The organism is Enterobacter asburiae, assembly GCF_007035645.1.
In the GTDB taxonomy this organism is placed as follows: Bacteria; Pseudomonadota; Gammaproteobacteria; order Enterobacterales; family Enterobacteriaceae; genus Enterobacter; species Enterobacter asburiae_B.
In genome coordinates this window covers 3736288-3762359 of the sequence record NZ_AP019632.1, presented here as the reverse complement: position 1 = coordinate 3762359, position 26072 = coordinate 3736288, and the positions used below count along the sequence as shown (strand labels likewise).

The window sequence follows — 26072 nt, the reverse complement described above, 5'->3', positions numbered from 1 at the left end:
TGAGAATTTATTATGCTAATCAAATTGTTAACTAAAGTTTTTGGTAGTCGTAACGATCGTACCCTGCGCCGTATGCGCAAAGCTGTTGCCGTCATCAACGGTATGGAACCGGCGATGGAGAAGCTCTCTGATGACGAGCTAAAAGCGAAAACGGCGGAATTCCGTGCGCGTCTGGAAAAAGGTGAAACCTTAGAAAGTCTGATCCCGGAAGCGTTTGCTGTCGTGCGCGAAGCGAGTAAGCGCGTATTCGGCATGCGTCACTTCGACGTCCAGCTGCTGGGTGGTATGGTGCTCAACGAGCGCTGCATCGCGGAAATGCGTACCGGTGAAGGTAAAACCCTGACCGCAACGCTGCCGGCTTACCTGAACGCGCTGACCGGTAAAGGCGTTCACGTGGTTACCGTCAACGACTATCTGGCGCAGCGTGACGCCGAAAACAACCGTCCACTGTTCGAATTCCTCGGTATGACCGTCGGCATCAACATGTCCGGCCTGCCTGCGCCAGCCAAGCGCGAAGCGTATAACGCGGACATCACCTACGGCACCAACAACGAATACGGCTTCGACTACCTGCGTGACAACATGGCGTTCAGCCCGGAAGAGCGCGTACAGCGTAAGCTGCACTATGCGCTGGTGGATGAGGTTGACTCCATCCTGATCGATGAAGCGCGTACCCCGCTGATCATCTCCGGCCCGGCTGAAGACAGCTCCGAGATGTACCGTAAAGTCGACAAAATCATTCCACACCTGCTGCGCCAGGAGAAAGAGGACTCGGATACCTTCCAGGGTGAAGGTCACTTCTCCGTAGATGAAAAAGCGCGCCAGGTGAACCTGACCGAACGTGGTCTGGTGAAAATTGAAGAGCTGCTGGTAGCTGAAGGCATCATGGAAGAGGGCGAGTCCCTGTACTCCCCGAGCAACATCATGCTGATGCACCACGTGACCGCTGCACTGCGCGCCCACGCGCTGTTCACCCGCGACGTCGATTACATCGTTAAAGACGGCGAAGTGATCATCGTCGATGAACACACCGGCCGTACCATGCAGGGACGTCGCTGGTCTGACGGTCTGCATCAGGCTGTGGAAGCCAAAGAAGGTGTGGATATTCAGAATGAAAACCAGACGCTGGCGTCTATCACCTTCCAGAACTACTTCCGTCTGTACGAGAAGCTGGCGGGGATGACCGGTACTGCTGATACCGAAGCGTTTGAATTCAGCTCCATCTACAAGCTGGATACCGTGGTCGTTCCAACCAACCGTCCGATGATCCGTAAGGATATGCCGGATCTGGTGTACATGACCGAAGCGGAAAAAATTCAGGCGATCATCGAAGATATTCGCGACCGCACTGCCAATGGCCAGCCGGTTCTGGTGGGGACCATCTCCATCGAGAAATCTGAAGTGGTTTCTCACGAGCTGACTAAAGCAGGTATCAAACATAACGTTCTGAACGCCAAATTCCACGCCAAAGAAGCGGACATTGTTGCGCAGGCGGGTTATCCGGCTGCCGTAACCATTGCCACCAACATGGCGGGTCGTGGTACCGATATTATGCTGGGCGGTAGCTGGCAGGCTGAAGTGGCGGAGCTTGAAAACCCAACGCCAGAACAGATTGCGCAGATCAAAGCCGACTGGCAGGTTCGTCATGACGCCGTCCTGGCTTCCGGCGGTCTGCACATCATCGGTACAGAGCGTCACGAGTCTCGTCGTATCGATAACCAGCTGCGTGGCCGTGCGGGTCGTCAGGGTGATGCCGGTTCATCCCGCTTCTACCTGTCTATGGAAGATGCGCTGATGCGTATTTTCGCCTCCGACCGCGTGTCCGGCATGATGCGTAAGCTGGGGATGAAACCTGGCGAAGCCATTGAGCACCCGTGGGTGACTAAAGCGATCGCTAACGCACAGCGTAAAGTGGAAAGCCGCAACTTTGATATTCGTAAGCAGCTGCTGGAATATGATGATGTGGCTAACGATCAGCGTCGTGCAATCTATACTCAGCGTAACGAACTGCTGGACGTGTCCGACGTGAGCGAAACCATCAACAGCATTCGTGAAGATGTGTTTAAAGCCACCATCGACGCGCATATTCCACCGCAGTCTCTGGAAGAGATGTGGGATATCGAAGGCCTGCAGGAACGTCTGAAAAATGACTTTGACCTCGATCTGCCAATCAAAGAGTGGCTGGATAAAGAGCCTGAGCTGCACGAAGAGACCCTGCGCGAACGTATCTTTGAAACCGCGCTGGACGTCTACAAGCGTAAGGAAGAGGTTGTTGGCGCTGAAATGATGCGTCATTTCGAAAAAGGCGTAATGCTGCAGACGCTCGACTCCCTGTGGAAAGAGCACCTGGCGGCGATGGACTACCTGCGTCAGGGTATTCACCTGCGTGGCTATGCGCAGAAAGATCCGAAGCAGGAATACAAGCGTGAATCCTTCTCCATGTTTGCCTCGATGCTGGAATCACTGAAGTACGAAGTGATCAGCACCCTGAGCAAGGTTCAGGTGCGTATGCCGGAAGAAGTGGAAGCGATGGAGCAGCAGCGTCGTGAAGAAGCCGAGCGTCTGGCACAGATGCAACAGCTGAGTCATCAGACCGACGACAGCGAAGCCGCAGCGGCGATCGCCGCGCAGACCGGCGATCGTAAAGTGGGTCGTAACGATCCTTGCCCGTGTGGTTCCGGTAAAAAGTACAAGGCGTGCCACGGCCGCCTGAGCTAAGTTCATAAAAAAACAAAAAGGCGCAGATATCTGCGCCTTTTTTATGGAAGTGACAATATGAAAATACTGCAAATTGCCGTCGGGATTATTCGCAACCCGCAAAACCAAATCTTCATCACTCAGCGCGCCGCCGACGCCCATATGGCGAACAAGTGGGAGTTTCCAGGCGGTAAAATCGAGTCAGGTGAAACGCCGGAAGAGGCGCTGGTTCGGGAGCTTCAGGAAGAGGTGGGGATCACGCCGCTTAGCGCAACGCTGTTTGATAAGCTTGAGTACCAGTTTCCGGACAGGCACATTACGCTGTGGTTCTGGCTGGTGGAAAACTGGGAGGGAGAACCCTGGGGAAAAGAGGGACAGCCGGGTAACTGGGTGGAACTTCAGGCAAGTGATGCCGAAAAATTCCCGCCAGCTAATGAACCCGTGATCCTGCGGTTAGTCGCACAACCGTAGGCCTGCTGAGCGAAGCGCCAGCAGGCTTTACAGATTACTGCTGGGTTTCACTCCAGTCATCGCTGTCCGAGAGATCGCCTTCGCTAGGTATGCGTTTCTCTTCCGCCGCCCATTCGCCCAGGTCAATGAGCTGGCAGCGCTTGCAGCAGAATGGGCGGAACGGACTGACTTCGCCCCAGACAACGGTTTTGCCACAGGTTGGGCAGCTTACGGTGGTGACATCAGACATCGGCACTCCTTAACAACAGGCCAGTTCAAAATCGAGACGTTCCGGCACGGTGCCATTTTCACTGTCCAGCGGCATAAAGCGAATCGCAAAGCGGCTCTTATGCCCGGAAATCTGTGGGTAAAGCTGTTCGCCGAGAGACAGGTTGAGACGCAGAAGATCGGCATCATCACCGTTATCCTGGAAGAAACCATTCAGGCTGGTTTGCTTGCGGAACGGCGCAGAGTTACGGATCAGATCGAGGATCAGCGACAGCGTCTGGTGCATTGGCTCCAGGCTTGCCAGCCAGCTGTTTACTTGTGCGTCACGCTGCGCCTGTGGCATATGTAGCCACATATGCAGCGTCGGCAGGTCGAAGCTACAGCAGCCGCCAGGGATGCTCAGACGCTGGCGCACCAGGCCAATCAGGCGGTCTTCACGCAAAAACTGCCCGACGCGCGGCGCGGCCATCAGGACGGCACTGCTGCTTTTCAACTGCTGGCGGAGCGCGTCGATACGGCTCTGATCTACGCCGGGGACCTCCGTCCATGCCTGTAATTTACGCTGCTGGCGCTCCAGCTCTTTGAGTAATTCTGTGCGGACATCGCCGCGTTCAATCACATCCAGCAGATCGCCTACGTTGCGGAAGAAGTGCAGCGCGGTGGCATGATCGTTAACAGGCAGATGTTGTGAAAGTTGTTGAATAAGGAATTCGATGCGCAGCCAGGTGCGCATTTTTTCGTTGAGCGGATGCTCAAAAAGGATGTGTGTCGACATTATGGTTTTTCCTGTGCAACGGCCTGCGCGGCGAACGTCAGATACTGCGCGTGCAGACGGGCAACATCCGATGCAATGGCATCTGGTGCGCCGTTATTATCAATAACATCATCCGCCACGGCAAGGCGCTGAGCGCGCGTAGCCTGAGCGGCAAGAATTTGTTCAGCATGCTCCCGCGAGACGCGATCGCGCGTCATGGTTCTCTGGATTTGCGTTTCGGGTGCGACATCAATCACCAGCACACGATCGGCTTTCTTCTGCAGCTGATTTTCAACCAGTAGCGGAACCACCCACAGGACATAGGGCGAGCGGGCTGCGGCTATCTGACGTTGAGTTTCCTGGTGGATGATGGGGTGGAGCAGGGCATTAAGCCAGTCTTTTTCCGCAGAATCAGAAAAAATACATTCGCGAAGCTGACGGCGATTCAGTGTGCCATCGGCACTGATGACTGCCTGACCAAAATGTTCTGCGATGGCCTTTAGCGCGGGTGTATTGGGCTCTACCACCTGGCGGGCAATGATATCGGCATCAATAATCGTGATACCCAAACGAGAGAACGCGTCCGCAACGGTACTTTTGCCACTACCGATGCCGCCGGTTAATGCGACGATATACCCCATTAATTCAAATCCTGGGAATTATTCATTATTAAAATCAATTAATTAAAACGCTTAGGTGCGCCGGCAACTGTTTGGCCCTATTTACCTGCTTTTTACCAGGTAAATTTATAGGATTGTAGCGTAAAAAAAGAGAATTTCGCAGTCTTGCGGAGCAGGTATTAGTGCGTATGATAACGTCACTGGAGTTGTGCTTTTAACATATTTGCCTCTAACCCCAGGAATCCGCACATGCGTATCGAAGAAGATCTGAAGTTAGGTTTCAAAGACGTTCTTATCCGCCCTAAACGCTCTACACTGAAAAGTCGCTCAGACGTTGAACTCGAACGTCAATTCACCTTTAAGCATTCCGGTCAGACCTGGTCTGGCGTGCCGATCATCGCTGCCAACATGGATACTGTGGGAACCTTTGAGATGGCAACCGCCCTGGCACAGTTCGACATTCTCACCGCCGTGCACAAACATTACAGCCCTGAAGAGTGGAATGCGTTTGTTGCGTCCGCGCCTGCTGACGTGGTGAAGCATGTGATGGTTTCTACCGGCACTTCCGATGCGGATTTCGAGAAGACCAAACAGATCCTGAACGCTAACCCGGCGCTCAACTTCGTTTGTATTGACGTGGCGAACGGTTACTCCGAGCACTTCGTGCAGTTCGTCAGCAAGGCGCGTGAAGCCTGGCCGACGAAAACCATCATCGCGGGCAACGTGGTGACCGGTGAAATGTGTGAAGAGCTGATCCTTTCCGGTGCAGATATCGTGAAAGTGGGTATTGGCCCGGGCTCCGTGTGCACGACCCGCGTCAAAACCGGCGTCGGTTATCCGCAGCTCTCTGCAGTCATTGAATGCGCCGACGCGGCGCACGGTCTGGGCGGCCAGATCATCAGCGATGGCGGCTGCACCATGCCGGGCGACGTTGCGAAAGCTTTCGGCGGCGGCGCCGACTTTGTGATGCTCGGCGGTATGCTGGCTGGACACGAAGAGAGCGGTGGTACCGTTGTTGAAGAAAATGGAGAGAAATTTATGCTGTTCTACGGCATGAGCTCTGAATCCGCGATGACCCGTCACGTCGGGGGCGTGGCAAAATACCGTGCGGCAGAAGGCAAAACCGTGAAGCTGCCTCTGCGCGGCCCGGTTGAATACACCGCGCGCGATATCCTCGGCGGCCTGCGCTCGGCCTGCACCTACGTTGGGGCATCCCGCCTGAAAGAGCTGACGAAACGTACGACGTTTATTCGCGTTCAGGAACAGGAAAACCGCGTATTCAATAGTCTGTAATGGCTTCTGCTGGCGCATGCCCGTGCGCCAGCACTGTTTAGCACTAACCCGCGCTCATCGCATCTCCCAGATGGAAAATCGGCAGGTACATTGCCACCACCAGCGTGCCGATGATGACCCCTGTCACAATCAGAAGCACTGGCTCGAGAAGTGCCGCCAGATTATCTGCCCGTTGAAAGGTCTGTTCCGTGTGGTGCCGGGCGAGATTTTCCAGCATGATGTCCAGCGCACCTGACATTTCGCCGGTTCGTAAAAGCTGAATACACAGCGGGGTAAAGATGGCCGCTTTCTGAAAGGATGACCAGACGGGGAGACCTTTTTCAATGTCCTCGCGAACGCTGCGGAGTATTCCCCGCCAATAGCGACTTTCAACGGTCTCCTCTGCGCTCTCCAGGCCCTGTAAAAAGGGGATACCTGCCTGCTGCGTGAGTGACAGCACGGTAAAGATGTGTCCCAGCTTTTGGCCTTTTGCCAGCGCGCCCATCACGGGCGTATGGATCAGCATGCGCTGCCAGCGAGGGTTCTGCCTCAAAGCCCAGGCGGCGGCTAAGGGCATTAATAACGCGACGAACAACGCGAGGGCATAGGACTGGATAAATGCGGCCATCCCCATGACCATTTGTGTCAGCATCGGAAGCGGCGTGTTAAACGTTTTGTAGATCGCGGCAAACTCGGGCAAGACCAGAATGACCATCGCCAGCACCACGAGTACGGCCAGCGTCAGGACGATCGCCGGATAGCGCAGGGCCTTTTTCACCTTATCTCTGAGCTGCTGCTGCGCTTTTTGCTGCTGCGCGAGCTGGCGGCAGCACTCCTCCAGTTTCCCTGTGAGCTCACCGGTTTTCACCATCGAGACATGCAGTGGGCTAAACACCGCTGGCCACTTTTTTAGCGACTCAGAAAAGGGGGATCCCTCACTGAGCTCATCGGCAATGCTTTGCAGCAGCGCCTGCCACGGTTTTAACGGATGTTGCTCTGCCAGCATCTGCAGGCTGTGGGACAACGTCAGCCCCGCCTGCAGAAGCGTTGCGAGCTGGCGAAACATCTCGTAGCAGTGATGCGGCCGCCAGCGGTGCCGCTGAGCGCATCGGGTAAGCGCCAGAGGATGGAGATCGCTACGCATCAGCCTGGTGAAGGCGGCATTGCGGTCTGTGGCCCAGAGTGTTCCGCTTTGGGGTTCACCTTCTTTGGTGAGCGCTCGCCAGCGCCAGAGCTGATTAGCAGCCATCCGGCATTCCCAGCACGCGCACCAGCTCTTCGATCGTGGTCAGCCCTTTTTCGACGGCCATGCAGCCGTGCTCAAAAAGAGAAATCATTCCCGCCTGCCGGGCACTCGCCTCTATCACTTCGATTCCCGCCCCGCTGGCAATGGCCTGGCGCAGGGCATTGTCGATCGCCAGTACTTCAAAAATGGCAACGCGGCCATAAAAACCGTGATAACAGCGATCGCAGCCGGTGGGCTGCCAGCGTGGAAGCGGTCTGGACCATACGGCGCGCGGTAATTCAGCATGCTCGCTGGCTTCCCGGCGACAGTGCGGACACAAACGCCGGACCAGTCTCTGGGCAATCACCATCGACAGCGCGGAAGATATCATCCAGCGCGCGACGCCCATCTGCTCCAGGCGAATCAGGGTTTCCGTCGTCGAGTTGGTGTGCAGCGTTGACAGCACCAGATGACCGGTCTGGGCGGCATTAATGGCAATTTCTGCCGTTTCACCGTCACGGATTTCGCCGACCATAATGATGTCTGGATCCTGACGCAGCAGCGCCCTCAGCACGCTCTGGAATGTTAAACCCGCCCGGGGATTAATCTGCGTCTGGTTTAATCCCGCAAGGGGGATCTCAATCGGATCCTCCACGCTACAGATGTTGACGTCAGGGGTATTACGCGCCTGCAGCGCGCTGTACAGCGTCACGGTTTTGCCGCTGCCGGTAGGGCCGGTGACCAGAATCAGCCCCTGCGGCTGGTGGAGAACCTCATTGAAAAAGGCCAGTTGTTCTGCGCTCATGCCAAGCGCTTTCGGCTCAAGAGCCTGTTGAACCTGATGCAGGAGACGCAGCACAATTTTCTCGCCACCGCTGCAGGGAAGCGTCGCGATCCGAAACGAGACCGGCTCGTTTGCCAGCTCAATCGTAAACTGACCGTCCTGAGGTAAACGACGTTCAGCAATATCCAGGTTACCCAGCACCTTTAAACGTGCGCTGAACAGGCTTGCCAGCGAGGCGGAAAGCGGAGGCTGGGGGCAAAGAACCCCGTCGATGCGTAACCGAATCTGGCATGCATGCTCCATCGGTTCGATATGAATGTCGGAGGCGCGCTGGTTGATTGCCTGCTGCAGCGTGTGGTTGAGGATATCCACCGTCGAGTGTGTTTGCGAAACGACGGGCAGATGCGATTGTGACGTTAGCTGCCGGTGTTTTTCCATGCGCTCAGCGCTCCAGCACTCAATATCAATCCGTTTCTGGGTCGCGAAGCGCAGCGCCTCCATGAGTTCAGCCGCGGGGCTGCCCACGACGGCGATGCTGACCATGTCACTGTCGCTGGTGAGCAGCAGTGCGTGATGGCGCTGACAAAGCGCCACGAGTTGATCGGTATTCATTATCCGCTCCTCAGTTATTGTCGAAGCGGAAAACGTCTTCGCAGGCCTGTTTCAGGGCGCTGTCAGCACTGATGTTGCAGTCGCGCGTCCAGCCCGTCATACCGTTGCCGTCGCTCCACCGTGGCGTCATGGTTACCGTCAGCCCGTTAAGACTCTCCTGTCCTGTTAAGGTCACGGTCCCTTTCGCCACGCTCATTCCTGAAACGTAGCGTGTCGTGGTGGGGGAAGGGATACCGTTACTGCCGGCGTCGCAGCTCTCCACGCCACCGTGATCCAGCGCGCAAAGCTCGATGGCCGTGCGGTAGGGAACGAAGGTTTGCAGCATATCGGTCAGCGCCGCCTTGCGCAGGTAGTTCTGATAGGCGGGAACGCCGATAGCGCTCAGAATCGCAATGATGCCAATGACCACCATCAGCTCAATGAGTGTGAAGCCTTGTTGTCTGTCCATATCTGCTCCTTATGCAAAGTGGCGCTACTTTGTCAGCGAGAAAGAGCAGAAACGAGAGGCAAAAAGGGGAACGGGAAGGAGGCTTCAGAGAATTTATTCAGTGTTGCAGGGAAGAACAGCGGATCTGCGAGCGGGGCTGAAATTCCCCTCTCCGGGTGGAGAGGGGAGAATGCGTTATTTGAAGCGCATTGAGAGGTCGAGGGCGCGAACGTGTTTGGTCAACGCGCCGACGGAGATGTAATCCACGCCGGTTTCGGCGAATTCACGGATCGTTTCGAAAGTGACGTTCCCGGACACTTCAAGCTGGGCCCGGCCGTTAGTCAGTTTTACCGCCTCGCGCATCTGCTCTGTTTCGAAGTTATCGAGCATGATGATATCGGCCCCGGCCTTAATCGCCTGCTCCAGCTCTTCCAGACTTTCGACCTCTACCTCGACAGGCACATCCGGGTGCAGCCAGAAGGCTTTCTCCACCGCCTGACGCACGGAGCCAGAGGCAATAATGTGGTTCTCTTTAATCAGGAAGGCGTCGGATAAGCCCAGGCGATGGTTTGCGCCGCCGCCGCACAGCACCGCATACTTCAGCGCGGTGCGCAGGCCCGGCAGCGTTTTGCGGGTATCCAGCAGCTGGGTGCGGGTACCGGCCAGCAGGTCAACGTAGCGACGCACTTCGCTGGCCACGCCAGAGAGCGTTTGTACAAAATTGAGCGCGGTACGTTCGCCGGTCAGCAAGACGCGGGAAGGACCGTCCAGTTCAAACAGCGGCTGGTTTGCCGTAATTGCATCGCCGTCTTCAACGTGCCAGATAATCTGCACATCATCACCCGCCAGCTGGGTAAAGACCTCTTCAACCCAACGCTTGCCGCAAAAAACGCCGTCTTCACGGGTGATAATGACCGCGTGCGAGCGCGTCTCTTTTGGCAACAATTGTGCGGTAATATCCTTATCAGCGTTAACGTCACCGCCCAGATCTTCTTTCAAAGCATGGGAGACGCTTGCCGGAATATCCATATTAATACGTTCCAGAAGCGCTTCACGTCGGTGGTCGGGGTTGTAGCGGCGAGGCGGCATGATAAAACTCCAAATTGGTAACGAATCATAATATTGAAACATGCTACTCTGAACCGAGTCATTGCACCATACAGAAGGAGTTCCAGCATGTTGTTAGAAAACGGATGGCTGGTGGATGCGCGGCACGTGCCCTCGCCGCACCACGATTGCCGCCCGGAGGATGAAAAGCCCACACTGCTGGTGGTTCATAATATTAGTCTCCCGCCGGGTGAATTTGGCGGCCCGTGGATCGATGCGTTATTCACAGGAACGATTGATCCCGATGCTCATCCCTTCTTTGCTGAAATTGCACATCTGCGCGTATCGGCTCACTGCCTGATTCGTCGCGATGGTGAAGTGGTTCAGTATGTTCCCTTTGATAAGCGCGCCTGGCATGCCGGCGTGTCGATGTATCACGGGCGCGAACGGTGCAACGATTTTTCTATCGGAATCGAACTGGAAGGCACGGATACGACGCCCTACACCGATTCACAGTATCAACAGCTAGCGGCAGTGACCCGCACGCTTATCGGACTCTACCCGGCTATCGCCGAAAATATCACGGGACACAGTGATATAGCCCCGGAGAGAAAAACCGATCCCGGCCCGGCCTTTGACTGGTCCCGGTTTCGCGCCATGCTCACCGCGTCGTCAGAATAAGGAGATACCATGACGTTGTTTACCATGCTGCTGGTTATCATCGCTGAACGCCTGTTTAAGCTCGGCGAGCACTGGCATCTGGATCACCGGCTGGAGGTATTATTCCGCCGTATCAAACATTTTTCCATGCTGCGCACGCTGCTGATGATGGCAGGGGTGATGGCCATTACGTTCCTGCTCCTGCGTTCGCTGTACGGACTCTTTTTCAACGTGCCGCTGCTGGTGGTATGGATCCTGCTTGGGGTGCTGTGCATTGGCGCAGGCAAGGTGCGTTTACACTATCACGCATACCTGAAAGCCGCCTCCCGTGACGATGCCCATGCGCGCGGTGCCATGGCGAGCGAGCTGACGATGATCCACGGCGTGCCGCCGGACTGTGACGAGCGCGAATTCCTGCGCGAGCTGCAAAACGCGCTGCTGTGGATTAACTTCCGTTACTATCTTGCGCCGCTGTTCTGGTTTGTAGTGGGGGGCCCGCTGGGGCCGGTACTGCTGATGGGATATGCGTTCCTGCGCGCCTGGCAGACCTGGCTTGCCCGTTATCTGACGCCGCATGAACGCCTGCAGTCCGGTATTGATGCCATCCTGCACGTGATCGACTGGCTCCCGGTGCGTCTGGTAGGCGTGGTGTACGCGTTAATTGGTCACGGTGAAAAAGCGCTGCCCGCATGGTTCGCTTCTCTTGCCGATCGCCATACGTCGCAGTACCAGGTGCTAACGCGTCTGGCGCAGTTCTCGCTGGCGCGTGAGCCGCATACCGACAAGATTGAAACGCCGAAAGCCGCTGTTTCCATGGCGAAGAAAACGTCGTTTGTGGTGGTGGTTATCGTGGCGCTGCTGACTATCTACGGCACGCTGGTGTAGGCCAGCGCGCCGCAAAGGCTAAAGCGTATCCGCGGGCGGGATGCCGAAATCAGGCATCCCGCTTTCATTCCAGCGGACAAGCTTCAGTCGGGTATGGCGATTCGGATCGTACAGCGAGTCGCCCTCAATTTCGGTGTAATTCCGCGCGTGATACACCAGCACATCGTCCCCTTCCGGCGTTTGCGTAAAGCTGTTATGGCCCGGGCCGTACTGGCGATTTTCGTAGCTGGTCACGAATACGGGATGCGGAGATTTTTGCCAGTTCAATGGGTTTTGCGGATCCGCGTTCAGGTCTATCCACAGCAGCCCCATGCAGTAGTTCTCGTCGGTAGCGCTGGCGGAATAGCTGATAAACAGCTTATCGCCGTGAACCAGTACCGCCGGGCCTTCGTTGACCCAAAACCCGCGACGCTCCCAGTCGTATTCCGGCTTGCTGAGCATCACCGGCTCGCCTTTCAGCGTACACGGGTCCGCCATTTCACACAGATAAAGGTTGGAGTTTCCGGTGATATCCGGCGCTTTTTGCGCCCACAGATACCAGCGTTTCCCCTGATGCAAAAAGGTGGTGGCGTCCAGGGCGAAGGTATCGAAAGGCGTTTTGATCTGCCCTTTTTCCACCCACGTGCCGGTAAGCGGATCGCTGTCGGCACATTCAATGGCAAACATGCGGTGCTGGAACATCCCGAGCGCGTCGAGCGCCTGGGTGTGCGCCGCAGCAAAATAGATGTACCACTTCCCGTCAATGTGGTGCAGTTCCGGCGCCCAAATCAGCTGGCTCATTGGTCCGGTCTCGGGTTTACACCAGACCACCACTTCTTCGGCATGACGTAAGCCTTCCAGCGACGCTGCGCGGCGGATCGCCAGCCTGTCGTACTCCGGCACGGAGGCGATAAAATAGTACTGCCCCTCGTGATGTAAAATGTACGGATCGGCGCGTTGTTCGATAAACGGGTTTGGCCAGGTTTGCATTCGGCTTTCCTTATTTAGTCTCAGCAGCTTTCAGTTCCTGATAATCGTTCAGCTCTTGATAGTTGTTGCGGCGTTTTTCCAGATCGGACTGGATCTGCTTCATGGTTTCACGATCCACCTTCAGCAGTCGTACTACACCCGCGGTAATTAAGTATCCAATGCCGGGAATGACGGTAAAGAGCAGCACGATCCCGTTAATGGCGTCCGCGCTCTGCGCTTTTGCTCCCGCATCATAACCGTACCAGGAGAGCAGGAAGCCGACCATCGCCCCGGCAATCGCTAGCCCCAGCTTCAGGAAGAAGATGTTGCCGGAGAAGCTGATCCCGGTGATGCGCTTACCGGTCTTCCACTCGCCGTAGTCGTCCACGTCGGCCATCAGCGACCAGTGCAGCGGAGACGGGATCTGGTGCAGGATGTTCAGCAGGAAGTAGAGCACCACGATGGTGGCGGTGGCTTTCGGGTCGAAGAAATAAAAGGCGGTTGAGAAAATCGCCAGAACGATATTGGTCCAGAAGAAGACCTTGAGCTTGCACCAGCGGTCGGTCAGCACTTTTGCCAGCACGCTGCCGAGCATCATGCCGACCACGCCCAGGCTGATAAACAGCGTGGCGAAATGGGTGCTCTGGCCCATCACCCAGGTGACGTAATACATGGTGGCTGCCATGCGGATAAAGCCCGGGCAGACGTTGCACAGGGTCAGGAGCAGAATACGTACCCACTGGTCGTTCTTCCACACGTCTTTCAGATCGTTTTTCAGCTCGTCGTTGGTCTGTACCGCCGGGCGCACGCGCTCGCGCACGGTGGCGAAGCAGAACAGGAACATGCAGGTTCCAATCAGCGCCAGGACGGTCATCGCCATCTGGTAACCTTTGGCTTTGTTATCCCCGCCAAACCAGTCGGCCATCGGCAGCAGCGTTAATGAGAGCAGCAGCGTGGCGATGCCGACCAGCACGAAGCGATACGACTGGCAGGCCACGCGTTCTTTTGGATCGTTGGTGATCACCCCGCCCAGCGAGCAGTAGGGAATGTTGATGGCCGTATAGGTCAAAGAGAGCAGGAAGTAGGTGACAAACGCATAGATAACTTTGCTGTTATAGCTCCACTCCGGTGTGGTGAACATCAGAATGCTGAACAGCGCGTAGGGGAAAGCGATCCACAGCAGCCATGGACGAAACCGACCATATTTGCTGCGGGTACGGTCAGCAATCGCGCCCATGATCGGGTCCGTTACGGCGTCAATCACTCGCACGGAAAGCAGCAGCACGCCAACCAGCGCAGGGGCGAGGCCAAAAATATCCGTATAAAAATAGTTAACAAACAGCATGATGGCACCGAAGATGATGTTGCATCCCGCGTCGCCCATCCCATAGCCGATCTTTTCTTTTACTGACAGTGTGTTGTTATCCATCGACAGCTCTCCGGTTTACGGTATGGAGAGAATTATTTGCTGGCAAAGGAATATATGCGTTGCAGTATCAGGGCGGTGATATGGATAAATGGGCTGTGGGCGTGAAAGTGTGAGGGAGGTAACAACGCGCGGCACCCGCAAAAGCAGGCGCCGCGGAGAGAGGCTTAGTGTGCTTTCATGGCATTACGACTTTTCTGGCTGAAGAGATAGCCTACGCCAAGGATCGCAATCCAGACCGGGATCAGGTAGACGGAAATCGCCATACCCGGGGTGATCAGCATGATCACCAGCACGGCCGCCATGAACACCAGGCACACCCAGTTGCCCAGCGGATAGAGCAGGGCAGGGAAGCGGGTGGTGACGCCCTGCTGCTGCTTGGCGCGGCGAAACTTCATGTGCGCCAGGCTGATCATCGCCCAGTTGATGACCAGGGCAGAGACCACCAGTGCCATCAGCAGGCCAAACGCCGATTCCGGTGCCATATAGTTAATGAGCACGCACAGCGCGGTCACAACCGCCGAAACCAGAATTGTGTTTACCGGCACGCCGCGTTTATCGACGTTGAGCAGCGCTTTAGGCGCGTTGCCCTGCTGGGCCAGGCCGAACAGCATGCGGCTGTTGCAGTATACGCAGCTGTTGTAAACGGAGAGCGCTGCTGTCAGAACAACCACGTTGAGTGCGTTTGCTACAAAGGTATCGCCCAGCTCGTGGAAGATCAGCACAAACGGGCTGGTGTCGGCGGTCACGCGCGTCCACGGCAGCAGGGAGAGCAGCACGGCCAGCGAGCCCACATAGAAGATCAGAATGCGGTAGATAACCTGGTTAGTGGCTTTTGGAATGCTCTGCTCCGGGTTGTCGGCTTCAGCGGCGGTGATGCCCACCAGCTCGAGTCCGCCGAAGGAGAACATGATGATGGCCATCATCATCACCAGGCCCGTCATGCCGTGAGGCAGGAAGCCGCCCTGTTCCCAGAGGTTGCGCACGGTTGCCTGCGGGCCGCCGTTGCCGCTGAACAGCAGCCAGCCGCCGAAGATGATCATCGCCACAACGGCAATGACCTTGATGATAGCGAACCAGAACTCCATCTCACCGAACACTTTTACGTTGGTCAGGTTAATGGCGTTAATAATGACGAAGAAAGCCGCTGCGGAGGCCCAGGTTGGGATCTCGGGATACCAGAACTGAATGTATTTCCCGACGGCGGTAAGCTCGGCCATGGCAACCAGAACGTACAGCACCCAGTAGTTCCAGCCCGAGGCGAAACCGGCAAAGCTGCCCCAATATTTATAGGCAAAGTGGCTGAAGGAGCCTGCGACCGGCTCTTCAACGACCATTTCACCCAGCTGGCGCATAATCAGAAAGGCAATAAAGCCGGCAATCGCGTAACCCAAAATAATGCCGGGACCGGCTGACTGGATAACGGATGCGCTGCCCAGAAACAGGCCGGTACCAATCGCACCGCCCAGTGCGATGAGCTGTATATGGCGGTTTTTAAGCCCGCGCTTTAGCTGATCGCCGTGCTGTTGAGCTTCCATTTGAAACCTCGTGTGTGGTTGTTATGTTCACGCTGTGCGTGTGTAATTATGAAAATCCATATTCTGTATTTATTTCTTTACGGTTAACGAGACCGAAAAAAGCGGACATGACTTCCGTAAGCGCAAGAATAGTGGTAAGCGCCTGCGAATGCACCTGCTTTATGAAGGGGTGATGACGACTTGAATAAAAAGAAAGCATTTGTAAATCGGCCCGCTCATTCTTCCTAACCCAACCTATAGAATAGAAATGCTCCATAAGTGGGCGAATTTTCATTATTTGCCTTGTTGAATCGCTTCAGATTGCAAAAGCCCTCGTTTCATTATGGTTAAAACTCCCTCTTTGGGAGTAATCAACTCATTTGTGCAAAGTTACATTTCTGAAACGTTATTTCTGTAAGGTTGTTAAAATGTGCAGGGTTTACTGATTTCAATCAAAACCAATATGGACAGAAGGTGAATACTTTGTTACTTTAGCGATACGAAATAGAAATTGGTAAGACCAATTGACTCCGGGCAAAAAGGCGTAAGACAGGGAATATGGCCTACAGCAAAATTCGCCAACCAAAACTATCTGATGTGATTGAGCAGCAGCTGGAGTTTTTAATCCTCGAAGGGACTCTGCGCCCGGGTGAGAAACTTCCGCCAGAACGCGAGCTGGCAAAACAGTTCGACGTTTCACGTCCCTCTCTGCGTGAGGCGATTCAACGTCTCGAAGCAAAGGGCTTGCTGCTTCGTCGCCAGGGCGGCGGAACCTTTGTGCAAAACAGCCTGTGGCAGAGCTTCAGCGATCCGCTGGTAGAACTTCTCTCTGACCACCCAGAATCCCAGTTTGACCTGCTTGAGACCCGTCACGCGCTTGAAGGTATTGCGGCCTATTACGCCGCCCTTCGCAGCACTGATGAAGATCGCGTGCGTATCCGCGAACTGCATCAGGCCATTGAACGGGCACAGCAGTCCGGCGATCTAGACGCCGAGTCCAGCGCCGTCGTCCAGTATCAAATCGCCGTCACCGAAGCGGCCCACAACGTGGTGCTCCTCCATCTGCTACGCTGCATGGAGCCGATGCTGGCCCAGAACGTTCGTCAGAATTTTGAATTGTTGTATGCCCGTCGGGACATGCTCCCACTGGTAAGCAACCATCGCACCCGAGTATTCGAGGCGATAATGGCCGGGGAACCGGAGCAGGCGCGCGAAGCGTCGCACCGACATCTGGCTTTCATTGAGGAAATCTTGCTGGACCGCAGCCGTGAACAATCGCGTCGCGAACGTTCATTACGCCGCATACAGCAACGAAAGGATTAAGCGCCAGGTACTTTTAGAGCGCGGCAACTAAACGCAGAACCTGTCTTATTGTGCTTTTGGTTGTTCAAATAGTTCGGGTTATATCGCGGCGGCAAGCGCGCGAATCCCCGGGAGCATAGCGAACTATGTGACCGGGGTGAGAAAGCGCAGCCAACAAAGAGATAACCCGAAATATTAAGAACAAAGAGCACAATGGGACAGGTTCCAGACAAATCAACGTATTAGATAGATAAGGAATACCCCCATGTCAGAACGTCTCCAAAATGACGTGGATCCGATCGAAACTCGCGACTGGCTACAGGCGATCGAATCGGTCATCCGTGAAGAAGGTGTTGAGCGCGCTCAGTATCTGATTGATCAGCTGCTTTCTGAAGCCCGCAAAGGCGGTGTGAAGGTTGCTTCAGGTGCAGGGGCTAGCAACTACGTAAACACGATTGCCGTCGAAGACGAACCGGAATACCCGGGCAATCTGGATCTGGAACGTCGTATCCGTTCTGCAATCCGCTGGAACGCCATCATGACCGTTCTGCGCGCATCCAAGAAAGACCTGGAACTGGGTGGCCACATGGCGTCCTTCCAGTCTTCTGCAACCGTTTACGAAGTGTGCTTCAACCACTTCTTCCGTGCAGCGAACGAGAAAGACGGCGGCGATCTGGTGTACTTCCAGGGCCACATCTCTCCGGGCATCTATGCACGTGCATTCCTGGAAGGTCGTCTGACTGAAGAGCAGATGAACAACTTCCGTCAGGAAGTACACGGTAAAGGTCTGTCTTCTTACCCGCACCCTAAACTGATGCCTGAATTCTGGCAGTTCCCGACCGTATCTATGGGTCTGGGGCCAATCGGTGCGATCTATCAGGCTAAATTCCTGAAATACCTGGAACACCGTGGTCTGAAAGACACCTCTGAGCAGACCGTTTACGCCTTCCTGGGCGACGGCGAAATGGATGAGCCAGAATCCAAAGGTGCGATCACCATCGCAACCCGTGAGAAGCTGGACAACCTGTGCTTCATCATCAACTGTAACCTGCAGCGTCTGGATGGTCCGGTAACCGGTAACGGCAAGATCATCAACGAACTGGAAGGCATCTTCGCTGGTGCTGGCTGGAACGTGATCAAAGTCATGTGGGGCGGTCGTTGGGATGAGCTGCTGCGTAAAGACACCAGCGGTAAGCTGATCCAGCTGATGAACGAAACCGTTGACGGTGACTACCAGACCTTCAAATCCAAAGACGGTGCCTACGTGCGTGAGCACTTCTTCGGCAAATACCCTGAAACCGCAGCACTGGTTGCAGACTGGACTGATGAGCAGATCTGGGCTCTGAACCGCGGTGGTCACGATCCGAAGAAAGTCTACGCTGCACTGAAAAAAGCGCGCGAAACCAAAGGTAAAGCGACTGTAATCCTGGCCCATACCATCAAAGGTTACGGCATGGGTGATACCGCAGAAGGTAAAAACATCGCTCACCAGGTTAAGAAAATGAACATGGACGGCGTGCGTTATATCCGCGACCGTTTCAACGTTCCAGTGACCGATGAGCAGGTAGAAAACCTGTCTTACATCACCTTCCCGGAAGGTTCTGAAGAGCACAAGTACCTGCACGAACGTCGTCAGGCGCTGAAAGGCTACCTGCCAGCTCGTCAGCCTAACTTCACCGAGAAGCTGGAACTGCCGGCGCTGGAAGACTTCTCTCAGCTGCTGGAAGAGCAGAACAAAGAGATCTCCACCACTATCGCTTTCGTTCGTGCCCTGAACGTGATGCTGAAGAACAAGTCGATCAAAGATCGTCTGGTTCCAATCATCGCCGACGAAGCGCGTACTTTCGGTATGGAAGGTCTGTTCCGTCAGATCGGTATCTACAGCCCGAACGGCCAGCAGTACACCCCGCAGGACCGTGAGCAGGTTGCATACTACAAAGAAGACGAGAAAGGTCAGATCCTGCAGGAAGGTATCAACGAGCTGGGCGCAGGCGCATCCTGGCTGGCTGCTGCGACCTCTTACAGCACCAACAACCTGCCGATGATCCCGTTCTACATCTACTACTCCATGTTCGGGTTCCAGCGTATCGGTGACCTGTGCTGGCAGGCAGGCGACCAGCAGGCTCGCGGCTTCCTGGTAGGCGGTACCTCCGGTCGTACGACTCTGAACGGTGAAGGTCTGCAGCACGAAGATGGCCACAGCCACATTCAGTCTCTGACTATCCCTAACTGTATCTCTTACGATCCGTCTTACGCATACGAAGTGGCAGTCATCATGCATGACGGTCTGCAGCGCATGTACGGTGAAGCGCAAGAGAACATTTACTACTACATCACCACCCTGAACGAAAACTACCACATGCCGGCAATGCCAGCAGGTGCCGAGGAAGGTATCCGTAAAGGTATCTACAAACTCGAAACCATCGAAGGTAGCAAAGGTAAAGTTCAGCTGCTGGGCTCCGGCTCTATCCTGCGTCACGTACGTGAAGCAGCGCAGATTCTGGCGAAAGACTACGGCGTGGGTTCCGACGTGTACTCTGTGACCTCCTTCACCGAACTGGCGCGTGATGGCCAGGATTGTGAGCGCTGGAACATGCTGCACCCACTGGAAACTCCACGCGTTCCGTACATCGCTCAGGTGATGAACGACGCGCCAGCGGTGGCGTCTACTGACTATATGAAACTGTTCGCTGAGCAGGTTCGTACTTACGTTCCAGCTGATGATTATCGCGTTCTGGGTACTGACGGCTTCGGTCGTTCTGACAGCCGCGAAAACCTGCGTCACCACTTCGAAGTTGATGCTTCTTACGTGGTTGTAGCAGCACTGGGCGAACTGGCTAAACGTGGCGAAATCGATAAGAAAGTGGTTGCGGACGCAATCACCAAATTCAACATCGATGCAGAAAAAGTTAACCCGCGTCTGGCGTAAGAGGTAAAAGAATAATGGCTATCGAAATCAATGTACCGGACATCGGGGCTGATGAAGTTGAAATCACCGAGATCCTGGTCAAAGTAGGCGACAAAGTTGAAGCTGAACAGTCGCTGATCACCGTAGAAGGCGACAAAGCCTCTATGGAAGTCCCGTCTCCTCAGGCTGGCATCGTTAAAGAGATCAAAGTCTCTGTTGGCGATAAAACCGAGACCGGCAAACTGATCATGATTTTCGATTCCGCCGACGGTGCAGCAGCTGCTGCACCTGCGCAGGAAGAGAAGAAAGCCGCTCCGGCCGCCGCTGCTCCAGCAGCTGCCGCGAGCGCGAAAGAAGTGAACGTGCCTGACATCGGCGGTGACGAAGTTGAAGTCACTGAAATCCTGGTGAAAGTGGGCGACACCGTTGCGGCTGAGCAGTCACTGATCACCGTAGAAGGCGACAAAGCCTCTATGGAAGTGCCGGCTCCGTTCGCGGGTACCGTTAAAGAGATCAAGATCAACACCGGCGACAAAGTGTCTACCGGCTCCCTGATCATGGTCTTCGAAGTGGCGGGTGCTGCACCTGCTGCAGCGCCTGCGCAGGCCGCTGCTCCGGCTCCGGCTGCTGCACCAGCAGCTGCTGGCGGCGCGAAAGATGTTAACGTACCGGACATCGGCGGTGACGAAGTTGAAGTGACCGAAGTGATGGTGAAAGTGGGCGACAAAGTTGCCGCTGAACAGTCACTGATCACCGTTGAAGGCGACAAAGCTTCTATGGAAGTGCCTGCGCCGTTCGCGGGTACCGTTAAAGAGATCAAGATCAGCACCGGCGACAAAGTGTCTACCGGCTCTCTGATCATGGTCTTCGAAGTGGAAGGCGCTGCGCCTGCCGCAGCTCCGGCTGCCGCGGCTGCTCCAGCACCGGCTGCTGCACCGGCTCAGGCTGCTAAACCAGCCGCTGCCCCTGCTGCTAAAGCAGAAAAATCTGAGTTCGCTGAAAACGACGCTTACGTCCACGCTACCCCGCTGATTCGTCGCCTGGCGCGCGAGTTCGGTGTGAACCTGGCGAAAGTGAAAGGGACCGGCCGTAAGGGTCGTATCCTGCGCGAAGACGTTCAGACCTACGTGAAAGACGCGGTGAAACGCGCCGAAGCTGCACCAGCTGCAGCCGCTGGCGGCGGTATCCCGGGCATGCTGCCATGGCCGAAAGTGGACTTCAGCAAGTTCGGCGAAATCGAAGAAGTGGAGCTGGGCCGTATCCAGAAAATCTCTGGTGCTAACCTGAGCCGTAACTGGGTGATGATCCCGCACGTTACGCACTTCGACAAAACCGATATCACCGATCTGGAAGCGTTCCGTAAACAGCAGAACGCTGAAGCTGAGAAGCGCAAACTGGACGTGAAATTCACCCCAGTGGTCTTCATCATGAAAGCCGTTGCCGCTGCCCTTGAGCAGATGCCACGCTTCAACAGCTCCCTGTCCGAAGACGGCCAGAAGCTGACGCTGAAGAAATACATCAACATCGGTGTTGCGGTTGATACGCCAAATGGTCTGGTTGTTCCGGTCTTCAAAGACGTGAACAAGAAGAGCATCACTGAGCTGTCCCGTGAACTGACCGTGATCTCCAAGAAAGCGCGTGATGGTAAGCTGACTGCCGGCGAAATGCAGGGTGGCTGCTTCACTATCTCCAGCATCGGCGGCCTGGGTACCACCCACTTCGCGCCGATCGTTAACGCGCCGGAAGTGGCTATCCTCGGTGTGTCCAAGTCCGCGATGGAGCCGGTGTGGAACGGCAAAGAGTTCGTGCCGCGTCTGATGATGCCAATCTCTCTGTCCTTCGACCACCGCGTGATCGACGGTGCTGATGGTGCGCGCTTCATCACCATCATCAACAACATGCTGAGCGACATTCGCCGCCTGGTGATGTAATCGAAAAGCCGGCCAGTCGGCCGGCTTTTTTCTGATAATCTCATGGTGTTTGTGAGGTTATTGGCGAAAGCGACAATTCGTGAGCCGTTTGTTGTTTCAAAATTGTTAACAATTTTGTAAACTGCGGGCGGATAGAACGACCCGGTGGACGACGGGTATAAATTAAGAGGTCATGATGAGCACAGAAATCAAAACTCAGGTCGTAGTACTTGGGGCAGGCCCGGCAGGTTACTCCGCAGCATTCCGTGCAGCGGATTTAGGTCTGGAAACCGTCATCGTAGAACGTTACAGCACCCTCGGCGGTGTTTGTCTGAACGTCGGCTGTATCCCTTCTAAAGCGCTGCTGCACGTAGCGAAAGTTATCGAAGAAGCCAAAGCGCTGGCTGAACACGGTATCGTCTTCGGCGAGCCGAAAACCGATATCGACAAAATTCGTACCTGGAAAGAGAAAGTTATCACTCAGCTGACCGGCGGTCTGGCGGGTATGGCCAAAGGCCGTAAAGTGAAAGTGGTAAACGGTCTGGGTAAATTCACCGGTGCGAACACCCTGGAAGTGGAAGGCGAAAACGGCAAAACCGTGATCAACTTCGACAACGCGATCATCGCGGCAGGCTCTCGCCCAATCGAACTGCCATTCATTCCGCATGAAGATCCACGCGTGTGGGATTCCACCGATGCGCTGGAGCTGAAAACCGTTCCTAAGCGTCTGCTGGTCATGGGCGGCGGTATCATCGGTCTGGAAATGGGTACCGTGTACCATGCGCTGGGTTCAGAGATCGACGTGGTTGAAATGTTCGACCAGGTTATCCCGGCTGCCGACAAAGACATCGTTAAAGTCTTCACCAAACGCATCAGCAAGAAATTCAACCTGATGCTGGAAACCAAAGTGACTGCCGTTGAAGCGAAAGAAGACGGTATTTACGTTTCCATGGAAGGCAAAAAAGCCCCATCCGAACCACAGCGTTACGACGCCGTGCTGGTGGCTATCGGCCGTGTGCCGAACGGTAAAAACCTCGACGCGGGCAAAGCTGGCGTGGAAGTGGATGACCGTGGCTTTATCCGCGTTGACAAGCAGCTGCGCACTAACGTGCCGCACATCTTTGCTATCGGCGATATCGTCGGTCAGCCAATGCTGGCGCACAAAGGTGTCCACGAAGGTCACGTTGCCGCTGAAGTTATCGCCGGCATGAAGCACTACTTCGATCCGAAAGTCATTCCATCTATCGCGTACACCGAGCCAGAAGTGGCATGGGTGGGTCTGACTGAGAAAGAAGCGAAAGAGAAAGGCATCAGCTACGAAACCGCCACCTTCCCGTGGGCTGCTTCTGGCCGTGCTATCGCGTCCGACTGCGCTGACGGTATGACCAAACTGATCTTCGACAAAGAGACTCACCGCGTCATCGGTGGTGCGATTGTCGGTACCAACGGCGGCGAGCTGCTGGGTGAAATCGGTCTGGCTATCGAAATGGGCTGTGACGCTGAAGACATCGCGCTGACCATCCACGCTCACCCGACTCTGCACGAGTCCGTGGGCCTGGCGGCAGAAGTGTTTGAAGGCAGCATCACCGACCTGCCAAACGCGAAAGCGAAGAAGAAATAAGTTTCTTCAGATGAAAAAAAGCGGCCAATGGCCGCTTTTTTTATGCGCTGCGTTCAGGGGGCCACAGGCTGCCAGGTTTTATCAGGGTTATAGGCGGCTAGCGCCCGGGCTTTCTGCTCTGAATCGCTGCCGAGATCGGACTGGTACACCTTGTCGTCCTGGTTTATCACAAAGCTCATGACGCCCGTCTGACCATAGCTGACCGGCCAGGCCACCATCGCGAAACCGTGATTGTCCGGCAGGATGCGGAAGCGATAGCCGTGATAGCCGGTACCTGGCTCTTTTGGGCTAAATGCCGGGCCGAGCGGGCTGGGCGCTTCGCCGGGCGAGGCAGGCCAGTACAAACCGTCTTTTTTGCCTTTCGAGCTGACAATCTTCTGCGCATATTTCTGGTTCATCGCAAAATAGCTTTGCTGCGCATCAACATAGGCATGCAAGGCTTCAATGGCGGCGAGCTCGTTACGCCCGATTTCACGGGTCAGGATCTCTTCAGCGCCTTCTTTGATGTCGAACTGCCAGCCTGCCGAGGTTTTGATCACCGGGATGGGAAGCTGCCAGCCGCTGTCTCCGACAACCAGATGCGCCGTATCTCCCTCGACAACCGTGGTATGACGGACGTTCCAGTCGCGCAGGAAGCGATCGACAGCATCCGGATCAACGCCCTCAGGCGGGAGAAAATCGCGCCAGTTCTCTCCAAGCAGGTTGGTCATCGCGCTCTCATTTTGCTCACTGATGGCTTTGGTCAGCGCATCGGTTGCCTGAGCGGGTGTGCTAAAAGACTGCTGCGCCATCACCGGGGCCGAAAGCATAAATAACACCATTCCGCTGAGTAGTTTACGTTTCATGTCGGTTCCCTTAGCGATGTCGAATTTCACGGCGTTCAGCACGTCCACCAGACGCCTGACGCGGCTGCTGCTGGCGAGCTGCGAGCTGTCTGCTTTGCGCACCGCGCTGCTGCTGCGCCTGCCAGTTCGCCGAGCGGCTGTCGTTACCGCTCAGCGCATTGGCCCGCGGCTGGCTGCTTCGCTGCTGGAGCGTGCGTTGCTGCGCGGGCTGCGAAGCCCGCTTCTCTTGTCTCTGCGCGGTGGTCTGGCGGTTTTCTCGCTGCTGCGCGGTGCTCCGCTTCGCCATCTGCGGTTTAGTGTCGTAGCCACGGTAGTTATTGCGCTGCGAAATCTGCTTCAGCTGTTCGCCTGAGGCCTGACGCTGCACGTCTTTCGTTCCGGTGCGCGCCGTTTGGGGGAAGGTTTTGCCCGTGGATTTCTCCATCTGGCTCAGCGCGGCCTGACGCTGGCTATCGCGATTTACCGGTTTTTGCTGCGCTGAGCTGAGCCCTGTGGCCGTGTTGGTGGCGTGGAAGCGAGTGTTAAGCTGGTTAGTCGGGTAGGGCACGCCTTCCCGATAGGCCGGGTTGTGCTGCCAGGTGCGGTTGGCGTCCGTCAGGCGCTGTCCGCTGATTTTATTGAAGTTCTCAACGTTGATATTGATATTGTTATCGCCGTTGCGGTTATAGCCGCCGTGATTATCCCAGTCGCCATGGTGATGATCCCAGTCATCGTCATCATCCCAGTCGATGTTGCTGAAGATGGCATAGGTTGTGGCGACGCCCAGGCTGAAGCCTAAACCGTTTACGAAGCTGTTGCCAAACTGCTCCCCGGGTGCAGGCGGGAGATAGGTGGGCGGATAGGCGGCGTTTGGCCAGGTCCCGTAAACCGTATTGGGGTTATAGGTCGGGACGTAAACAACCTGCGGGTCGGCAGATTCAATTTTGATTACCGTTGGGGCGGGCGCGGACGTCTTGGTTGTCGTTGCCTCGGCGGTGCTGGTTTTCGCTGGCGCCGGTTTAGTCACGGTGGTGACGGTCTGCTGGGGCGTGGATTGTAAAGCGCCGGTCTTCTGCGCCAGCGCGCGCAGGCGCTGAACGGAATCCATCACGTCCTTCGGCTGCGCGAGAAACGCATCACCCAGATTTTGTACCCACGGCGGGTTTTCACCCATCAGGGACATAAGCTGAGGAAACGCGACCAGCGATTTTACGCTGGGATCCCAGGGCTGGCTGGCAACGGCCTGAATCGCGGCGTCCCCTTCCATTTTAGGGTTGTCTTTGGACCACTGCGCCGCCTGGATCACGTTGGCCGGATAGGTCGACGCCATTAAAATTTGCGACAGCAGGGCATCCGGGTAGAGCGCGATGGGAGCAACCCATTGATCGATTTGCGCGGCAGTGTAGGCTGGCGCGACAACAGGGGCGGGCTGGGCTGCTGCAGGCGCAGGTGCAGCCTGTTGTTGTGCGACGGGAGCCGGCGCAGCGGGCTCCGTGGCGCGGCCTTTGACAAACATGACGCCCGAGGCGGCAAACAGCCCGGCACTGCACACAAGGACGAGCAGATGTGGCTTAAAGGGCAACTTCATAAAATGACTCCAACGAGACAAGCGCTGTGCCGTGAGGCGTTACGGTTGGCGTGAGTATTATTCACCCGTCTTTTACTGTTTTGACTTTTATTGGGAAGCGTCCGGGACGTCCGGATAAAGAGAGTGAGTATTTATTACACAATTATATCTGATGAAGAAAAAACTGAAGCGTCACGGTGCAGAAGATATCGCAAAAAGATGCCCTGAATCCCCGCTACACCATGCTTAACGATTCAGCAAATTTTTTAATGTTGCTTTTTTGTAAACGGATTAACACTGTGCAGAAATCCTGCTATGCTGCCCGACGCGGTATCGGGCATTTACCCTACAAACTGCTGTCTCACAGGAGCGTGAAGAGAACGCCCGC

Annotated in this window: 22 protein-coding genes; 9 read left to right on the top strand and 13 right to left on the bottom strand. The window is 55.6% G+C overall.

Translation table 11 applies throughout. The features are described 5' to 3' along the window. Positions 1 to 12: 12 nt before the first annotated feature. A complete protein-coding gene (gene secA / locus FOY96_RS17985) occupies positions 13 to 2718 on the top strand; it encodes a preprotein translocase subunit SecA (protein WP_023310402.1) in 2706 nt (901 codons plus the stop codon). A 57-nt stretch (positions 2719 to 2775) separates the two neighbouring features. Further along, a complete protein-coding gene (mutT, locus tag FOY96_RS17980; protein ID WP_045888157.1) occupies positions 2776 to 3168 on the top strand; it encodes an 8-oxo-dGTP diphosphatase MutT in 393 nt (130 codons plus the stop codon). Between the two features lie 34 nt (positions 3169 to 3202). Here mutT and yacG read toward each other — a convergent pair whose 3' ends face one another. The 3 genes from yacG to coaE are packed head-to-tail and all read right to left on the bottom strand — an operon-like array spanning position 3203 to position 4770. Then, positions 3203 to 3397 carry a DNA gyrase inhibitor YacG gene (gene yacG / locus FOY96_RS17975; RefSeq protein ID WP_023310404.1) on the bottom strand — a complete coding sequence of 65 codons (195 nt, stop codon included), beginning with the start codon at positions 3395 to 3397 and terminating at the stop codon, positions 3203 to 3205. A 9-nt stretch (positions 3398 to 3406) separates the two neighbouring features. Next, entirely contained in the window at positions 3407 to 4150 is a 744-nt protein-coding gene (zapD, locus tag FOY96_RS17970; protein ID WP_023310405.1) for a cell division protein ZapD, read from the bottom strand. After that, positions 4150 to 4770: a dephospho-CoA kinase gene (gene coaE, locus FOY96_RS17965; protein ID WP_039260810.1), complete on the bottom strand. Its 621-nt coding sequence runs from the start codon at positions 4768 to 4770 to the stop codon at positions 4150 to 4152. Before coaE ends, zapD begins: the two co-directional genes overlap by 1 nt. A 228-nt stretch (positions 4771 to 4998) precedes the next feature. On the opposite strand from coaE, the gene FOY96_RS17960 reads away from it, so the two are divergent. Continuing rightward, positions 4999 to 6042 (top strand): GMP reductase, encoded by a 1044-nt coding sequence (locus FOY96_RS17960; protein ID WP_033144634.1) that lies wholly within the window; start codon positions 4999 to 5001, stop codon positions 6040 to 6042. A 43-nt stretch (positions 6043 to 6085) separates the two neighbouring features. On the opposite strand, the gene hofC is transcribed toward FOY96_RS17960, so the two are convergent. The 4 genes from hofC to nadC all read right to left on the bottom strand — a co-directional run bounded on the left by hofC (position 6086) and on the right by nadC (position 10158). Further along, a complete protein-coding gene (hofC, locus tag FOY96_RS17955; protein WP_143347529.1) occupies positions 6086 to 7270 on the bottom strand; it encodes a protein transport protein HofC in 1185 nt (394 codons plus the stop codon). After that, complete coding sequence (gene gspE, locus FOY96_RS17950) at positions 7260 to 8642, bottom strand: type II secretion system protein GspE (protein ID WP_143347528.1); 1383 nt, start codon at positions 8640 to 8642, stop codon at positions 7260 to 7262. The genes hofC and gspE overlap by 11 nt, the downstream gene beginning before the upstream one ends. Before the next feature lie 10 nt (positions 8643 to 8652). After that, positions 8653 to 9090 carry a prepilin peptidase-dependent pilin gene (gene ppdD, locus FOY96_RS17945; RefSeq protein ID WP_058840541.1) on the bottom strand — a complete coding sequence of 146 codons (438 nt, stop codon included), beginning with the start codon at positions 9088 to 9090 and terminating at the stop codon, positions 8653 to 8655. A gap of 174 nt (positions 9091 to 9264) precedes the next feature. Further along, positions 9265 to 10158: a carboxylating nicotinate-nucleotide diphosphorylase gene (nadC, locus tag FOY96_RS17940; protein WP_033144643.1), complete on the bottom strand. Its 894-nt coding sequence runs from the start codon at positions 10156 to 10158 to the stop codon at positions 9265 to 9267. Positions 10159 to 10245: 87 nt separating this feature from the next. Here nadC and ampD point away from each other — a divergent pair, with 87 nt between their 5' ends. Together ampD and ampE are read left to right on the top strand one after the other, a co-directional pair. After that, positions 10246 to 10797 (top strand): 1,6-anhydro-N-acetylmuramyl-L-alanine amidase AmpD, encoded by a 552-nt coding sequence (gene ampD, locus FOY96_RS17935; protein WP_143347527.1) that lies wholly within the window; start codon positions 10246 to 10248, stop codon positions 10795 to 10797. A gap of 9 nt (positions 10798 to 10806) precedes the next feature. Then, complete coding sequence (ampE, locus tag FOY96_RS17930) at positions 10807 to 11661, top strand: beta-lactamase regulator AmpE (RefSeq protein ID WP_094934530.1); 855 nt, start codon at positions 10807 to 10809, stop codon at positions 11659 to 11661. 18 nt (positions 11662 to 11679) lie between these two features. Here ampE and FOY96_RS17925 read toward each other — a convergent pair whose 3' ends face one another. From FOY96_RS17925 to FOY96_RS17910, 4 genes are all read right to left on the bottom strand, one after another. Then, a complete protein-coding gene (locus FOY96_RS17925) occupies positions 11680 to 12630 on the bottom strand; it encodes a glycoside hydrolase family 43 protein (RefSeq protein WP_143347526.1) in 951 nt (316 codons plus the stop codon). Between the two features lie 10 nt (positions 12631 to 12640). Further along, positions 12641 to 14038 carry a glycoside-pentoside-hexuronide (GPH):cation symporter gene (locus FOY96_RS17920; RefSeq protein ID WP_143347525.1) on the bottom strand — a complete coding sequence of 466 codons (1398 nt, stop codon included), beginning with the start codon at positions 14036 to 14038 and terminating at the stop codon, positions 12641 to 12643. A 164-nt stretch (positions 14039 to 14202) separates the two neighbouring features. Next, positions 14203 to 15573 (bottom strand): aromatic amino acid transporter AroP, encoded by a 1371-nt coding sequence (gene aroP, locus FOY96_RS17915; protein WP_029739677.1) that lies wholly within the window; start codon positions 15571 to 15573, stop codon positions 14203 to 14205. Positions 15574 to 15619: 46 nt separating this feature from the next. Continuing rightward, the gene (locus FOY96_RS17910) at positions 15620 to 15847 is read right to left on the bottom strand and encodes a hypothetical protein (protein WP_143347524.1); all 228 of its coding nucleotides are present in this window, start codon (positions 15845 to 15847) and stop codon (positions 15620 to 15622) included. Positions 15848 to 16110: 263 nt separating this feature from the next. Here FOY96_RS17910 and pdhR point away from each other — a divergent pair, with 263 nt between their 5' ends. The 4 genes from pdhR (at position 16111) to lpdA (ending at position 23293) form a co-directional block, all read left to right on the top strand. After that, positions 16111 to 16875, top strand: a complete 765-nt coding sequence (gene pdhR / locus FOY96_RS17905) for a pyruvate dehydrogenase complex transcriptional repressor PdhR (protein WP_008501960.1) — start codon at positions 16111 to 16113, stop codon at positions 16873 to 16875. A gap of 244 nt (positions 16876 to 17119) precedes the next feature. Beyond that, positions 17120 to 19783: a pyruvate dehydrogenase (acetyl-transferring), homodimeric type gene (aceE, locus tag FOY96_RS17900; RefSeq protein WP_023310418.1), complete on the top strand. Its 2664-nt coding sequence runs from the start codon at positions 17120 to 17122 to the stop codon at positions 19781 to 19783. 14 nt (positions 19784 to 19797) lie between these two features. Continuing rightward, positions 19798 to 21693: a pyruvate dehydrogenase complex dihydrolipoyllysine-residue acetyltransferase gene (gene aceF, locus FOY96_RS17895; protein WP_039260787.1), complete on the top strand. Its 1896-nt coding sequence runs from the start codon at positions 19798 to 19800 to the stop codon at positions 21691 to 21693. 175 nt (positions 21694 to 21868) lie between these two features. Next, positions 21869 to 23293, top strand: coding sequence for a dihydrolipoyl dehydrogenase (gene lpdA / locus FOY96_RS17890; RefSeq protein WP_003856313.1), 1425 nt, complete (start codon positions 21869 to 21871; stop codon positions 23291 to 23293). 53 nt (positions 23294 to 23346) lie between these two features. On the opposite strand, the gene FOY96_RS17885 is transcribed toward lpdA, so the two are convergent. Both FOY96_RS17885 and FOY96_RS17880 read right to left on the bottom strand, forming a co-directional pair. Next, positions 23347 to 24138: a DUF2950 family protein gene (locus FOY96_RS17885; protein WP_143347523.1), complete on the bottom strand. Its 792-nt coding sequence runs from the start codon at positions 24136 to 24138 to the stop codon at positions 23347 to 23349. Between the two features lie 10 nt (positions 24139 to 24148). Continuing rightward, entirely contained in the window at positions 24149 to 25705 is a 1557-nt protein-coding gene (locus tag FOY96_RS17880; protein WP_143347522.1) for a DUF3300 domain-containing protein, read from the bottom strand. Between the last annotated feature and the right edge of the window lie 367 nt (positions 25706 to 26072).